The sequence below is a fragment of the Flavobacterium sp. PLA-DH12 genome, from assembly GCF_059511845.1.
In genome coordinates this window covers 89,979-104,285 of the sequence record NZ_JCAMPD010000005.1, presented here as the reverse complement: position 1 = coordinate 104,285, position 14,307 = coordinate 89,979, and the positions used below count along the sequence as shown (strand labels likewise).

12 protein-coding genes and 1 pseudogene are annotated in these 14,307 nt (G+C 34.2%); 7 read left to right on the top strand and 6 right to left on the bottom strand.

Annotated elements, in window-relative coordinates; all coding sequences use genetic code 11:
* Positions 1 to 17 precede the first annotated feature (17 nt).
* Together AC5ZCW_RS11375 and AC5ZCW_RS11370 are read left to right on the top strand one after the other, a co-directional pair.
* Complete coding sequence (locus AC5ZCW_RS11375; RefSeq protein WP_343544958.1) at positions 18 to 1,820, top strand: RagB/SusD family nutrient uptake outer membrane protein; 1,803 nt, start codon at positions 18 to 20, stop codon at positions 1,818 to 1,820.
* 37 nt (positions 1,821 to 1,857) lie between these two features.
* A complete protein-coding gene (locus tag AC5ZCW_RS11370) occupies positions 1,858 to 3,429 on the top strand; it encodes a DUF5123 domain-containing protein (protein ID WP_496119863.1) in 1,572 nt (523 codons plus the stop codon).
* A 128-nt stretch (positions 3,430 to 3,557) separates the two neighbouring features.
* On the opposite strand, the gene AC5ZCW_RS11365 is transcribed toward AC5ZCW_RS11370, so the two are convergent.
* The 4 genes from AC5ZCW_RS11365 to AC5ZCW_RS11350 form a co-directional block, all read right to left on the bottom strand.
* Positions 3,558 to 4,130 carry a pentapeptide repeat-containing protein gene (locus AC5ZCW_RS11365; RefSeq protein ID WP_496119861.1) on the bottom strand — a complete coding sequence of 191 codons (573 nt, stop codon included), beginning with the start codon at positions 4,128 to 4,130 and terminating at the stop codon, positions 3,558 to 3,560.
* Between the two features lie 25 nt (positions 4,131 to 4,155).
* The gene (locus tag AC5ZCW_RS11360) at positions 4,156 to 4,356 is read right to left on the bottom strand and encodes a hypothetical protein (protein ID WP_496119860.1); all 201 of its coding nucleotides are present in this window, start codon (positions 4,354 to 4,356) and stop codon (positions 4,156 to 4,158) included.
* A gap of 70 nt (positions 4,357 to 4,426) precedes the next feature.
* Positions 4,427 to 5,344 carry a helix-turn-helix domain-containing protein gene (locus AC5ZCW_RS11355; RefSeq protein ID WP_343544961.1) on the bottom strand — a complete coding sequence of 306 codons (918 nt, stop codon included), beginning with the start codon at positions 5,342 to 5,344 and terminating at the stop codon, positions 4,427 to 4,429.
* A gap of 1 nt (position 5,345) precedes the next feature.
* The gene (locus AC5ZCW_RS11350) at positions 5,346 to 5,909 is read right to left on the bottom strand and encodes a DUF6642 family protein (protein ID WP_281633777.1); all 564 of its coding nucleotides are present in this window, start codon (positions 5,907 to 5,909) and stop codon (positions 5,346 to 5,348) included.
* Positions 5,910 to 6,079: 170 nt separating this feature from the next.
* Here AC5ZCW_RS11350 and AC5ZCW_RS11345 point away from each other — a divergent pair, with 170 nt between their 5' ends.
* From AC5ZCW_RS11345 to AC5ZCW_RS11325, 5 genes and pseudogenes are all read left to right on the top strand, one after another.
* On the top strand, positions 6,080 to 6,685 hold the full coding sequence (locus AC5ZCW_RS11345) for a 5'-methylthioadenosine/S-adenosylhomocysteine nucleosidase family protein (protein ID WP_496119857.1): 606 nt from the start codon (positions 6,080 to 6,082) through the stop codon (positions 6,683 to 6,685).
* A gap of 263 nt (positions 6,686 to 6,948) precedes the next feature.
* Complete coding sequence (locus AC5ZCW_RS11340) at positions 6,949 to 8,751, top strand: glycoside hydrolase family 2 protein (RefSeq protein WP_496119855.1); 1,803 nt, start codon at positions 6,949 to 6,951, stop codon at positions 8,749 to 8,751.
* A gap of 207 nt (positions 8,752 to 8,958) precedes the next feature.
* A pseudogene (locus AC5ZCW_RS11335) lies at positions 8,959 to 9,382 on the top strand (helix-turn-helix domain-containing protein).
* Positions 9,383 to 9,488: 106 nt separating this feature from the next.
* Positions 9,489 to 10,118: an MgtC/SapB family protein gene (locus AC5ZCW_RS11330; RefSeq protein WP_496119853.1), complete on the top strand. Its 630-nt coding sequence runs from the start codon at positions 9,489 to 9,491 to the stop codon at positions 10,116 to 10,118.
* Positions 10,119 to 10,129: 11 nt separating this feature from the next.
* Positions 10,130 to 10,678 (top strand): GNAT family N-acetyltransferase, encoded by a 549-nt coding sequence (locus AC5ZCW_RS11325; RefSeq protein ID WP_496119851.1) that lies wholly within the window; start codon positions 10,130 to 10,132, stop codon positions 10,676 to 10,678.
* Positions 10,679 to 10,779: 101 nt separating this feature from the next.
* On the opposite strand, the gene AC5ZCW_RS11320 is transcribed toward AC5ZCW_RS11325, so the two are convergent.
* Both AC5ZCW_RS11320 and AC5ZCW_RS11315 read right to left on the bottom strand, forming a co-directional pair.
* Positions 10,780 to 11,595, bottom strand: coding sequence for a DUF4249 domain-containing protein (locus AC5ZCW_RS11320; RefSeq protein WP_496119849.1), 816 nt, complete (start codon positions 11,593 to 11,595; stop codon positions 10,780 to 10,782).
* 31 nt (positions 11,596 to 11,626) lie between these two features.
* Positions 11,627 to 14,245 carry a TonB-dependent receptor gene (locus tag AC5ZCW_RS11315; protein ID WP_496119847.1) on the bottom strand — a complete coding sequence of 873 codons (2,619 nt, stop codon included), beginning with the start codon at positions 14,243 to 14,245 and terminating at the stop codon, positions 11,627 to 11,629.
* Positions 14,246 to 14,307 lie beyond the last annotated feature (62 nt).

Genomic DNA, 14,307 nt, shown 5'->3' with positions numbered 1-14,307 from the left:
TTAAAAGACAACACAAAATGAAACATAAAATAATAATAGCGGGATTGATTATTTCGGGTCTATTTAGTTCTTGCCAGCAATTTGAAGATGACTATTTAGAAGCGCCTGCACAATCAACATTAGATGCTTCTATAATTTTCTCTACTGCGGGACTTGCAAAAGGAGCTATTGACGGAATAAAAGTGCCATTTGCTGAAACGAACTCTTATCGAGGAAGATTTTTACCTTATTACGGATTAAATACAGATGTAGAATGGTATAATACTTCGCAAACAGCGGGAGATAAATCAGATTTGTGCGTGTATGATGCGAAGCCAAGTAATACAGAAATGAATACTACCAATAATGCTTATGCTATGATGTATTCAGGAATTGAGCGTGCAAATGTTTGTATTCAGGGATTACGTCAATATGGGAATCCTATGCCAGGAACAGAATTAGGGCAGTTATTAGGAGAAGCTTTAACACTAAGAGCCATTTATTATGCTGATTTGCTTAAGTCTTGGGGTGATGTTCCTGCTCGTTTTGAACCTATTAGTAGTGCTACTTTATATTTGCCTAAATCAAACAGAGATATTATCTACAAACAATTAATTGCAGATTTAGGAGAAGCTTCAACATTAGTTGCTTGGCCTAACGAAACTTCTTACACAAGTACAGTAGAACACGTAAATAAAGCTTTTGTAAAAGCATTTAGAGCACGTTTGGCTTTGGCAGCAAGTGGTTACCAGCAATATCCTGACGGCGTGAGAAGAAGTAATGATCCAGAACTTTCGGTAGCTTCTATGTATGCTTTGGCATTGAGAGAATCTCGTGAAGTAATTCAAAGCGGTTCTGCTCGCTTGGAATCTACTTTTGAGGGATTATGGAGAAAATACAATGAAGAAAATACTGCTGCAGGAGGAGAATCTCTTTGGGAACTTCCTTTTTCTGATGGACGTGGTAGAATGTTATTCACTTTTGCTGTAAAACACACAGCTGCTGCTGATCAATTTCAGGCTAATGGAGCTAACCGTGGAGGTGTAGCAGGACCATTACCATTTGTTTTCTATGACTATGATCAATCTGATGCTCGTAGAAATGTTACTTGTGTGCCTTACAAATATGGTGCAGCAGTTAATGGTATTGCAAAACAAGAGTTAGGTTCTTTAGATACATGGTATTTTGGTAAATACCGTTACGAATGGATGAAACGTTATGTAACTTCTACAAATGATGATGGAGTTAATAAAATGTATATGCGTTATGCCGAGGTGCTTTTAATTGCTGCTGAAACAGCAAACGAATTGGAAGGCCCAAGTGCAGCTATGCCTTATTTGAAAGAAGTTCGAAGAAGATCATTTTCTTCAGCAGATCAAGCGGCTAAAGTTGAAACTTATGTTAATGCTTTAACTAGTAAAGAAGCAATGTTTAATGCTCTTGTTGATGAGAATAAATATGAGTTTACAGGAGAGATGGAACGTAAGCAAGCGCTTATCCGTTGGAATTTGCTAAAAGCAAACTTAGATAAAGCAAAACAAAAAATGGCAGAATTATCTACTCGTACAGGACAATATGCAGATGTGCCAGCTACTTTGTATTATAAATATCAATCGGATAATGTAAGTTTAGATGTATATGGACTTAATCGTGGAGAAACTACAAATCCAGGAATATTGTATTCTTCTACTCCTTGGACATGGACAGGTACAGCTGCTGACACTAAAATAGCCTCTTTGTATAAAGTAGGGGTTAATCCTGATAATAGACAATTCTGGCCAATATGGCAAGTGTTTCTTGATGCAAGTAATGGTCAGTTAAAAAATGATTATGGTTATTAACATTTTTCAAAAAACTAATAATAAATTATAAGTTATTATGATGAAAACAATAAATATATTTAAAGGATTAATAACCGTATTACTTCTTTCAGTGACAGTTTCTAGCTGCGAAAGTTATAATGAAGCGTTATTAGACGATATAGGAAATACAAGAGAATTTTCTCCAATTGGACTTAAAGCTACAATTAGAAATAAAACTGTAGTTGAATTAGATTGGACGGTTAAATCAAATGAAAACACAGATCATTATGTTGTAGAAATTAGTGCCGATGACCCTAGCTTCAGTACAATATATAAAACTATTAATGTAGCACCGGCAGAACTTCCTATACAAGTAGCTCTAGAAGGAGAGACAGTTTATTCTATTAGAGTAAAAGCAGTCACTTCGGGACTAGAAGATTCAAAATGGTCAGTTATAACTGCCACGACATTATCAGAACAAATAATGTTTCCTGTTCAAGATGCAGATATTGAAGCAACTCAAGTTACATTAAGATGGGTTCCAAATAGCGCTGTGACACAAATTACCGCTATGCCTGGAAATATCATGCATACTATTACAGCTGCTGAAAAAACAGCTGGAGTAGCTATTTTAACAGGCTTAACACCTGAAACTGCTTATACAGCAATTTTATACAACGGTACGAAGAAAAGAGGTGATGCAACATTTACGACAGGAATAGATATTGGAACTGGAATATTAGTTAAATTAGGAGATGATGTGCTTCAAAAAATTACTAACGCACCTTCTGGATCTGTTTTAGTTTTCATGCCAGGTGATTATACAGCTCAAACAGGGACAATAGCAGTAAATAAAACATTGACATTAAGAGGTTTGAGACCAGGTGATAAACCAAAACTTAAGTTCAATTTCACTCTAGCTAACAACCCTAATAATGCAAGCGAAGTAGTTAATTTCTCTTTAGTTGATATCGATTTAAGTGGAGCAGGAACGACTGGTGGCGCGATTGCAATTAGTTCGCCAGCTACAACACAATTAGGTGATGTATTAATAAGTGGCAGTTATGTTCATGATTTCCCATCTCAATTAATGTATGGAAATGCATCTGCAAAACTAAAATCGTTCACCGTAGATAATAGTATTATTAAAAATGTAAATACTGCTTCTGGTGCTGATTTTATCGATTTCAGAACTGCTTATGTAGCAAATGTATCTTTAACAAAAAGTACATTTGACAATTGTTCATCTCGTGATTTCATACGTTTAGACGCAGCAGCAGGGCTAACAGGAACAGGATTAACAAGTAATGTGTTAATTGATGGATGTACAATTTATGCTCCGACACTTCCAGCTGCTAGTAGAATCTTGTATGTACGCTTTGTTACAAATGCTTTAATAGTGCGTAATACGATATTAAATGTTGGATCAGCAGTTTATACAAATACTACTGCAACAGCCGTTCCGACGTTCTCAAATAATAATAATTTCAATTCGCCTAATTTACAGTCTACAGCAAGTAACAATAGACCAGATGCTTCTGCAACTGTATTAGATCCTCAATTTACAAGTGCGTCAACGGGTGATTTTACTATTAAGAATCAAACATTAATTGATAGAAAAGTAGGAGATCCACGTTGGATAAAATAAAAAATCGTGGTTGATTAAATAGAGAAAAGCGGGATACAATTTACTTTGTAATCCCGCTTTTTTAGTTTTCAGTCTCAGTCTCACTTTTCAGAAACTGAAAACTTTGACTAAGGTTGAAAACTAAAAAATCATTCAATAGATAAATCAAATTTTTCTAATAAACCTGCAAGCGCTGTGTGCGAAACCTTTGTTCCTTTAATCTTATTTTCTGACGGATCAAAAGCATAGTTTCTAGAACTTCTAAAATCTGTTTTTTCTAAAATGCTTTCCACGAAAGTGGCGCCAGAAAGATCACAGTTTTTAAAAATGGCAAGCGATAAATCAGTATTAGAAAAGTCAGTTTCTTTTAGAGAACAATCGGTAAAGTTGGTTTTCTTTAGCTTCTTGTAAATAAAAGTAGAATAGTCTAGAACGCAATCTTCAAAATTCATTGAAAACAAAAAACTATTGCAGGCACTAAAGTCAAGTCCCATTAATTTACAGCCAATAAATTTGATGTTTTTCAATCCCGTATTTCGCAAAGTTGTCAACGAGAGATTGCAGTTTTTAAATGTGCAATCTAGAAAATCGTTATGGCTCAAATCACTTTTAGAAAAGTTACAGTTATTGAATTCGCAGTTTACAAATTCGGTATTGGCTAAACTTTGATCCGAATAATCAATAGTTTCAAAAGTTCGGTTTTGGTATAATTTTGATTCCATATAAATTTAAAAAGGCATGTAAGGTTTATTCTAATTCGAAACAATCGAATACAGGATTATTTTCAAGTAAGGCTGCAACATTCAATTCGCTGTCAACTCTCAGAATGTTGTCGCAATCTTCTAGATCAAAATTCCACAAAGAATCGGGTAATAATTCATTTAGAAGCGCAGAAGCCGATTCAAATTTGGCCTCGCTATCAACGGAAGTTTTAAAAACATAAATCATAATTTGCATTTTTGAGGTAGCAAATTTCTGAAAAACGTCTACATATTTGTTAGGATTCTCTAATCAATAATTAGGACTTATCAATCATTTTTCGATAACGAATAGGAGAAATTCCTTCTGTTTTTTTAAAGAAACGACTAAAGTAAGATTGATCTTCAAAGCCTACTTGCGTTGCGATTTCACCTACAGAAAGTGTGGTTTGAAACAATAAATATTTAGCTTCAAGCAATATGTTTTCGTCAATCCATTTAACAGCAGATTTTCCTGTTATGGTCTTAACACATTTATTCAGATGGTTTGGAGTAACATTTAGTAGAGATGAATAATAATTAACCTGATGCTGTGTTTTTATATGATCATGAATCAGTTCTTTGAATTTTGCTGTAATAGCTTCCGCAGCCGAAATATTTTTCACAGTTTTTACAGCATTTTTATTCATCTCATAAAACAAAGTAATGAGATAGGATTGTACAATATTCAAATCTGCAATTGTGGTTTCTGAATATTCCTTTTTCAATCGTTCCAGAATATTGGTTATGGCGCCAACATCTTCAGTTGCTAGTTTTATTTTTGGATCTCCTGAAATTTTTAAAAAATCAAAATCGTTAAGAAGTTCGCGACTTCCATATTTCCGAATCAAAATATCAGGATGAAATTGGCAGATAAATCCTTTATGAATATTGTTAACATTATCAAGCGAAAAAATCTGACCAGCCGGAACCATAATAATTTCGTTATCAGTCGTGACATATTCTTGATAGCCCAATTTCATTACATGCTGACCAGAAGAAATAAAAATCAAAGTGTGGCAAGAATGTTTAGAAGGCGGGACAGGATGCTGCATCTGCATCATTTCTTCGATTTCGAGACAGAAAAAATGATCCGAATTCGATTTGAAAAGTAAGTGAATAGGATTGTCTTCTCCCAGAAACTTTTCTCGAAATCCTTTTGGATTATAGGTTTTTATTTTCTCTGCCTGCTTTTTCATTTTAATAATATAATCTAAAATCAAGCAGTTTGCATAGATTGTAATGTTTGGCATAAAGATCTTCAACGACTTCAATTAAATTGTCGTTTTCCTGATACAAACTAAAAAAAGCTTTGTCGATGGTACTGCAACTCGCAATTTTATTATACGTAGAACCATATCCAGAAATAGCTCTTGCTCCAGTAATATCTAAGAAATATTGTGCTTCTTCTTCGTTTAAATCTAAAACTTTCAGATTGGCAAAATGAATGATTTTGCCTTTCATTTTACCTTCAAACAATTCGGCAATTTCTTCGATGCTGTAGTAATAATCGTGAAGACAGATGTTGTTTTCCTGACCTGGCATTGCCAAATAAATAATCTCATAATCTTTGAAATTATGATCTTCGTAAAGTAAAATATTCAAACTCTCTTCTAAACCTTCGATCGTGTCGCAGGTTTTATGGATGCTTGAAATGCCTTGGTCAATAGCCAGCTCTTCCAGACATTTTACCACATTGGTCGGGGTATGATCGTCTATATCTTTAACGCCTTCAAGGCAGAAAATAAATTTTTCATTATCCATGCAGCTATTCTTTCTGGTTTTAAACTTTTTTACTGGTTTTAGCAAATGTATTTTTTAAATCATAAAATCCAATAGAGAAAACAGACTTTAACGTCTTTTTTTGATTTTAAGTTTAGGTTACAGCAACGTAAATTTTTAACGTATTTTTGTAAACCGAAAATAAATTACACATGATACAAATTAACCAAACGGCATCATTTGCTGTTGAAGATATATTATTCTGCTTTGCGCTTGAGTCTGAAGCTGCAGAAGTTTTTAGAGGTCAAAATGTCTTATTTACAGGAATAGGAAAAGTAAATGCTGCTTACGAATTGACAAAAGCGATTCAAAAGAAAAAGCCGTCCGTAATTATTAATTTGGGTTCGGCAGGAAGTAGCTGTTTTCAAAAAGGAGATGTCATCTGCTGTACCAAATTTGTGCAAAGAGATATGGACGTTCGCGGTTTGGGATTTTCTTTATACGAAACGCCGCTTTCTGGTTTGGCGCCACTTTTAGAATATGGTTTATTAATGGACAATCTTCAAGAAGGAATCTGCGGAACTGGAGATAATTTCGAAATGGGACATTGCTCAGATGCATACAATGTTGTTGATATGGAAGCTTACGCTCTAGCGATGATTGCCATGAAGGAAAATATTCCTTTCTTAAGCTTAAAATATATTTCTGACGGAGCCGATGATAATGCCGCCGAAGACTGGACGGTTCAAGTTCATAAAGCCGCAATTGCTTATGGTAAAATTTTAGGTTTGATAAAAGAATCAGAAGCCATTTCTTAATTGCAGTGGCTTTTGTCTTTTTAGGAAGTTGCTCCAGCGGAGCGACACATTAATTTTTATTGAGACATATAGTTTTTATGAAAATACAACCCACAAATAGCAACAATACTCATTCTAACCTAAAACTGATAAGTATTTCATGGGTTATTTTGGTTAATCAAAGGACAGTAGTTTAACTCTGCATTAGAGAAACTTTTTAACTTTATGGTTTTCATTTTTTGATGAAAAACGAATTAACTATTGAAACCAAAATGATTTTTATTATGAAGAAAATTACAATGCTCTGTTGTGCTTTTTTGCTGATGGGAAAAGCTGTGGCGCAGGAAATCCCGTTAGTGTCTAATATTTCAGCTCGAAACAATATTACTTTAAACGGAAAATGGAGATATATTGTAGATCCTCTCGAAAACGGATATTTTAATTACCGTTTAGAGCCTTTTAAGGACAACGGATTTTTCGAAAACAAAAAATGGAACACCACAGAACTTAGCGAATATAATTTTGCAACCTCAGCAGTAATGGATATTCCGTCTGATTGGAATTCGAAAGATGAAAGATTATTTTTTTACGAAGGAACGGTTTGGTTTCAGAAAGATTTTAATTATAAGAAAGATGCAAAATCGAAAGGAATTCTTCATTTCGGGGCAGTCAATTATGATGCGAAAGTTTACGTGAACGGAAAATTGGCAGGAACGCACATTGGCGGTTACACGCCTTTCAATTTTGATGTAACCAATTTATTAGTTGACGGAAATAATTTTGTAGTAGTAAAAGTGGATAACAAACGTCATAAAGACAACGTTCCAACGGTAAACATGGATTGGTGGAATTACGGAGGAATCACAAGGGATGTAACCTTGGCTCAAGTTCCAAATACGTATATTGAGGATTATCTGATTCAATTGGATAAAAAAGAAAAAGGAAAAATTTCGGGCTGGGTAAAACTAAACAGCGAATCGGCAAATCAAACAGTTTCAGTTTCCATTCCGGAATTGAAAATTAAAAAAAGCGTTACGACTGATGCTAAGGGAATTGCCTCTTTTGAGGTCAAAGCCAATCCTGTTTTATGGACACCTGAAAAACCAAAATTGTACGATGTTGCCATTTCTAAAGCAGATGAAAATATCAATGATAAAATTGGTTTTAGAACCGTCGAAACCAAAGGCAAGGAAATTCTCTTAAACGGAAAAAAAGTTTTTTTGAGAGGAATCAGCATTCATGAAGAAGCGCCTTTTAGATCTGGAAGAGCTTGGTCTGAAGAAGATGCAATTACATTACTGACTTGGGCAAAAGAATTGGGCTGTAATTATGTTCGATTGGCGCATTATCCGCACAACGAAAATATGGTTAAAGAAGCCGAAAAAATGGGATTAATGATTTGGTCTGAAGTTCCAGTTTATTGGACCATTTCGTGGACAAATCCAGATACGTATGCCAATGCCGAACATCAGTTGCACGATATGATTTATAGAGATAAAAACCGTTGCGGAATCGTAATTTGGTCTATAGCAAACGAAACTCCTCATGGCGTTGACAGAGATATTTTCTTAAGCAAATTGGCAAAATACGCACGTACACAAGATAATTCTCGTTTGATTAGTATGGCGATGGAAGTTACCTCGAGTTCCAATAATATCAATACGCTTCATGATAATATGAATGAATATGTAGATATCGTAAGTTTCAATCAATACTTAGGTTGGTACAGAGGAACCAACGAATCTTGTAAAGATATGCAATGGGTAATTCCGTACAACAAACCCGTTATTATAAGTGAGTTTGGTGGCGAAGCGTTGCAAGGTTTACATGGCGACAAAAAAGAACGTTGGAACGAAGAATATCAGGAAGAATTGTACATTCAAAATACGCAAATGTTCAATCGTATAGAAGGTTTGGCTGGAGTTTCGCCTTGGATTCTCGTTGACTTTAGATCACCAAGAAGACAGCTGGCAGATATTCAAGACTTCTTTAATCGTAAAGGGTTAATCTCGAACAACGGAATTAAAAAGAAAGCTTTTTATGTAATGAAAGATTGGTACAAGCAGAAAGAAGAAGAATATAAGTAAGTTAGATAAAGTGAAAAAGCCTTCGAAGTCATTTTTGATTTTGGAAGTTTTTAAATTACTTTTTTGTCTGAAAAATTGTATTTTTGATGCGATGAAAAAATAAGATATCTAAGTGGTCTGTAAAAGATTGTTTGGTATGAAACAAGACAAATTATGTAGTTTACATATTTCGTATTTATTTTAAGTCGTAATTATTATCTTTGAATTATGAGCACATTAACCAAACCAAATCACATCGGGAGAAAAATTAGCCGCATTCGTGAGCTAAAAGACATGAAACAAGAAGCATTGGCAATTGCTTTGGGAATAAGCCAGCAAGCAGTTTCAAATATCGAAAATAGTGAAACTGTTGATGAACAAAAATTAATCGAAATTGCAAAAGCTTTAGATGTAAGTGTTGAAGCTATTAAGAATTTTTCTGAGGAAGGAGTAATTAATTATTTTAATACTTTCAAAGAAAATGATTTTCCATAGTCAGGGAACTAATTTTGGAAGTAATAATGTATGTACATTTAATCCATTAGATAAATTAATAGAATCTGTTGAAGAAAATAAAAAGCTTTACGAACGTCTTCTGCAAGCTGAAAAAGATAAAATCGAATATTTAGAAAAACTATTGAAAGGAAAATAGTTTTTATATAAAAACTTAAATAGAGAGAACCTTTAAAGTCATTTTGATTTTGAAGGTTTTTTTTGTGTTTTTTATGTAATTTTATTTGAAAAAATAGAAGACTTTAATGGAACTAGAAATTATCATAAGATTGCTTTTAGCAGCATTTTGGGGAGCATTAATTGGTGCTGAAAGAGAATACAGAGGAAAAGCCGCTGGGCTTCGCACCACAATAATGATTTCTGTTGGAGCTTGTTTCTTTACCTTAATGTCCCAATGGATCGGAGGAGCGGGAAATCCTGACCGTATAGCTTCTAATATTGTTACAGGTTTAGGTTTTCTTTGTGCAGGAGTAATCTTTAGATCAGACAATCATGTTTCGGGCATTACAACGGCAGCAACAATATGGTCAGTTGCGGCGGTTAGTATGGGAGTAGGAGCTGGTTATTACTTTGCTTCGGCTTGTGCGGCACTTATGATTCTTATAATTCTAACGATGCTAACTGTTCTTCAGGATAAAATTGACTTAATTAACGAACATAAAACGCTTCGAATAACCTTTAAGCGCTCAGATGCGGGTCATGCGAGATGTAAAGAGCTTTTTTCGACTTACGGCATAAAAGCTAAACTGTTGGTACAGCATCGTACTGTAGATCATATTATTTTAGAATGGCAGATACATGGTTCTAAACATGCTATAGAATCTTTGTATGGTTCGCTTTTGCAAGACCCAGTTTTTGAAGAATTAGTTTTATAAAAATAAGAATAATGAATTTTAATTTACAACCCGTATTAGAAAATGATCTTTGCATTCTATCTCCTTTAGAAGAAAAAGATTTTGATGTATTATATAAAGCAGCTTCCGATCCTAAAATTTGGGAACAGCATCCAAACAAAGACCGTTGGAAAAAAGAAGTCTTTGAAAACTTTTTTGAAGGAGCCATTAAAAGTAAAGGCGCTTTTAAAATTATAAATAAAGAAAACGGAGAAGTTATAGGAAGTACACGTTTTTACGATTTTAATCAAGAAGACGATAGTATTTTTATTGGCTATACTTTTTATACTGTTTCCTGTTGGGGAAAAGGTGTGAATCAAAGTGTGAAAAAGACCATGCTGGATTATCTTTTTCAATATGTGTCAAAAGTGAAATTTCATATTGGTTCAGAAAATATTCGATCGCAAATTGCAATCTCAAGAGTAGGAGCCAAAAAAGTTGCGGAAGAAGAAGTCGCTTATTTTGGCGAAAAACCAAAATTGAATTTTGTGTATCAAATAGATAAAGAAGACTGGAAAAACAAAAGGGCCGACTTAAAATAGTCGGCCCTTTTGTTTTGTTAAACTGCTCTAGCGGAGCAAAATATTTATAGCAAATTCAGATGCAAGTATCAAAAAGCTCCAGAGGAGCGACATATAAAAAATTATTTCACCAAATAATCAACCTGATCAGCTTCGCAAAGTCTAAAATAGCCAAAGGCGAAATTATTAGCATCAGAAGTATTTACAATATTTCCTCTAATGTTTCCTGGAGGTACAGAAAAAGGATTTGAATTTGAAGCTTCTAAAATTAATTTCCAGTAATTAAAGAAGTTTTTAGAAACGCCTCTGTGTGTAATTTTTACTGTATTTCCAGATTTCATTTTGTCTTCTTTAGAGTATCTCGTGCTAATTTCGTTTCCGTTATAAAACTCATCATTTGTAATTTCATATTCTGGGTAAATCAAGAATGAGCTTTGATAATCTGTTACGTAAAAATTGGTTTGATCTGCTGGGTCGTTGTAATAAAAGGTCAGTTCGATTACATCTTTTCCGCCAAAATCGGGAACAATATTTTGTTCGATTTTAGTGATTGGAGTTGTCGAAGTTAACTTTTCTGTTGCAGTAAAACTTTGTCCTTCAGCAGTAATAAATAATTTGTAATCCATATCAATTACAGGAACAAAATTAGTGCATTTGTAAACTCCCGCTTCGGTTTCGTTAAAGGTAAAAACATCTCCGTTACTGTTTTCTACTCGTACTTGCGCGCCAGAAACTTTTGGCGTAGAATTGTTGTAATAAGGAGCCGTTTTACTAATTTTTATAGTTTGTTCCTTTCCGTCGGTTCCTTTCTTCCAGATAATTTCAGCATCAATAACCAGTTTTGTTTCGCCAGTTTCCAGATCCAGATTCACCACATCTTCGCAAGAAGCAAAAGAGAAAACAAAAAGAAGACTTATTAATGCCAGTGCTCTATTCATTATCGTATATTTTTTCAATTTATTCATAGCATTAAAATTTAAAATTATAAGAAACTCCAGGTACAATTCCGAAAATCGAAAGTCTTCTAGTTTCATTTGCTCCCGTATCTTCATTGGTTGTAAAACTCATAGAAGCAGCATTTTTTCTGTTGTAAATATTGTAAAGGCTAAATACCCAATAGCTTTGCCATCCTTTCTTTTTGTCTGGTTTCGGAGTATAAGTTGCCGCAACATCTAGGTGATGGAAAAGCGGTAATCTGTTTTCATTTCTCAAAGAATAATTTGGAACGTGAATACCTCCCATTTCGTAATATCCATTGGCATACGTTACAGGCTGGCCTGATTGTAAAGTGAAATTTCCATTAAAAGACCATTTCGGATTCAGTTCATAACTTCCTACAATACTTAAATTATGCAGTTTATCATAACCTGACAAATACCAGTCGCCATTTGCAATTCCTGGTTCTTCTGGAGTTCTTCCAGGTGTTTTTTGTTCTGCTCTAGACAAAGTATAAGAAATCCATCCTGTGAAAACGCCAGTGTTTTTTCTAAACAATAATTCCATACCATACGATCTGGCTTTTCCGTTTAGAATAACCTGCTCAATATTGTTGTTAGCCAAGACATCAGCGCCGTCAATATAATCAATACGATTTTGAACATTTTTATAAAATAATTCTGTTTCTAAAGAGTAGTCGCCGTCTCTGAAATTTCTAAAATATCCCATCGCATACTGATCCAAAAGTTGAGGTTTTGTAAAAGGTCCGCTTGGTGTCCAGATGCTCATTGGCAACGGAGACTGTGTGTTTGATAAAATATGAATGTATTGTGCCATTCGGTTGTAGCTTGCTTTAATCGAATTTTCGTCATTAAAAGCATAAGAAAGAGCAGCTCGAGGTTCAAAATTATTAAACTTACTGATGGTTTTTCCTTTTCCGTATGAGATGCTTCCGTTTGGCGTTCCCTCTTCATAGATTTTATATAACGGATTGTATACAACCGCCTGATTATTTTCGTAAGTGCTGATAGTTTCATCTCCTAAACGGTAAAACATGCTGTAACGAAGTCCGTAACGGAAGTTCAGTTTCTCTGTAATCTGATTTTCAAAATCAACAAAAGCAGAAGCTTCTAACGCATATTTTTTATCCAGTTGCATATAATTAAACTGAGAATCTGGCGAAGTCGGTTTTACAACTCCAGGATTGAAATTGTAGTACAAACCATCAATACCATAATTGATTTTAAACTTCTCAGATTGCTGGAAATTCCAATTGTATTTCAATCCGTAACTCGCAATATTGCTGTCCCATTTAAAACTTTCGATCGGAATTTCTAAATTAAATCTATAATCACTGTAGAAAGTAGATAGATTACTGTTCAAACGATCAGAAAACTTATGTTTCCAGCTTAAGATTCCCATTGTGCTTCCGTAAGTGCTTGCGAAACGGTCACTAATATCAAATATATCATTTCCGAAATACCCAGAAAAGGATAGCGTATTCTTAGCATTAAAACGATAATTTAATTTAGCATTCAAATCATAAAACATGGCAGAGTTATTATTGTCTGCTAGTTTCATAAACAAATGCGCATACGAAGCACGTCCAGAAAGAATAAACGAACCTTTTTCTTTTTCTAAAGGACCTTGAACCAATAATCGGCTAGAGATTAAACCAATTCCTCCGTTTACTTTATATTCTTCAAAATCTCCCGTTTGTTGGGTAACATCTAGAACAGAAGAAACACGTCCTCCAAACTTTGACGGAATTCCTCCTTTATATAAATCTAAACCATTAACAATATCGGCATTAAAAATAGAAAAGAAACCAAACATATGTGAGTCTGCATAAACAGGAGCGCCATCTAAAAGAATCAAATTCTGATCTGCAGCACCACCGCGGACATTAAATCCCGAAGAAGCTTCTCCAGCATTGGTAACTCCTGGTAAAGTTAAGATTGATTTTAACGGATCAGGTTCACCCATTGCAACAGGAATTTTTTTGATTTCCTGCATCGAAAGCTTATTAACACTCATTTGAGTATTTTTAATGTCAACCGCCTTATTATTCATGATAATAACTTCTCCCAATTGCTGGCTGTCAGAATCAATATTGAAATTGACTTTGGTATCATCGGAAACAGAAACACGTTTTTCTTCATTTTTAAATCCAACATAACTAACCTGAACAGTATAACTTCCGTTTGGTACATCAATGCTATATTTTCCGTCGGGATCTGTAACAACACCAGTCTCTAATTCTTTTATGTAAATGTTGGCACCAATAACAGGTTGTCTTTCATCGTCATAAACGTGACCGGTTAGCTTACTTTTTTTTTTGGCAGGTTTTTGAACTTGAGATTTCTGCTTTACAAAAATATTGCTGCCAACGATCGTAAATTGTACAGATGAAGTTTGATTTAATTCCGCAATAAGCTTGTTAACTTCGGTATTCTTAAAAGTGCTTTTTTTATTAAAATACTTTTTATTAGTATCAATCTGATCTGTAAAAGCAAATTTAAAGTCGGTTTGACTTTCAATTTGTTTGAAGAATTCTTTTAAAGTTACATTTTGATCTACAGTTACTGTGACGCTCTGAGCAGACATTCCTAAACTGAATAAAAAAAAGCACGCTGAAATTATATGCTTCATGAAATTTTGTATTTTTGAATATTATTAAACGGATTAACCTCGTGTTATCCTGAAAATTAGGA

Coding starts and splice junctions, on each gene's coding strand:
- AC5ZCW_RS11330 (WP_496119853.1), top strand. CDS start 9,489: ATGGAACTAGAAATTATCATAAGATTGCTTTTAGCAGCATTTTGGGGA.
- AC5ZCW_RS11315 (WP_496119847.1), bottom strand. CDS start 14,245: ATGAAGCATATAATTTCAGCGTGCTTTTTTTTATTCAGTTTAGGAATG.
- AC5ZCW_RS11325 (WP_496119851.1), top strand. CDS start 10,130: ATGAATTTTAATTTACAACCCGTATTAGAAAATGATCTTTGCATTCTA.
- AC5ZCW_RS11355 (WP_343544961.1), bottom strand. CDS start 5,344: ATGAAAAAGCAGGCAGAGAAAATAAAAACCTATAATCCAAAAGGATTT.
- AC5ZCW_RS11375 (WP_343544958.1), top strand. CDS start 18: ATGAAACATAAAATAATAATAGCGGGATTGATTATTTCGGGTCTATTT.
- AC5ZCW_RS11370 (WP_496119863.1), top strand. CDS start 1,858: ATGATGAAAACAATAAATATATTTAAAGGATTAATAACCGTATTACTT.
- AC5ZCW_RS11365 (WP_496119861.1), bottom strand. CDS start 4,130: ATGGAATCAAAATTATACCAAAACCGAACTTTTGAAACTATTGATTAT.
- AC5ZCW_RS11340 (WP_496119855.1), top strand. CDS start 6,949: ATGAAGAAAATTACAATGCTCTGTTGTGCTTTTTTGCTGATGGGAAAA.
- AC5ZCW_RS11350 (WP_281633777.1), bottom strand. CDS start 5,909: ATGGATAATGAAAAATTTATTTTCTGCCTTGAAGGCGTTAAAGATATA.
- AC5ZCW_RS11320 (WP_496119849.1), bottom strand. CDS start 11,595: ATGAATAGAGCACTGGCATTAATAAGTCTTCTTTTTGTTTTCTCTTTT.
- AC5ZCW_RS11360 (WP_496119860.1), bottom strand. CDS start 4,356: ATGATTTATGTTTTTAAAACTTCCGTTGATAGCGAGGCCAAATTTGAA.
- AC5ZCW_RS11345 (WP_496119857.1), top strand. CDS start 6,080: ATGATACAAATTAACCAAACGGCATCATTTGCTGTTGAAGATATATTA.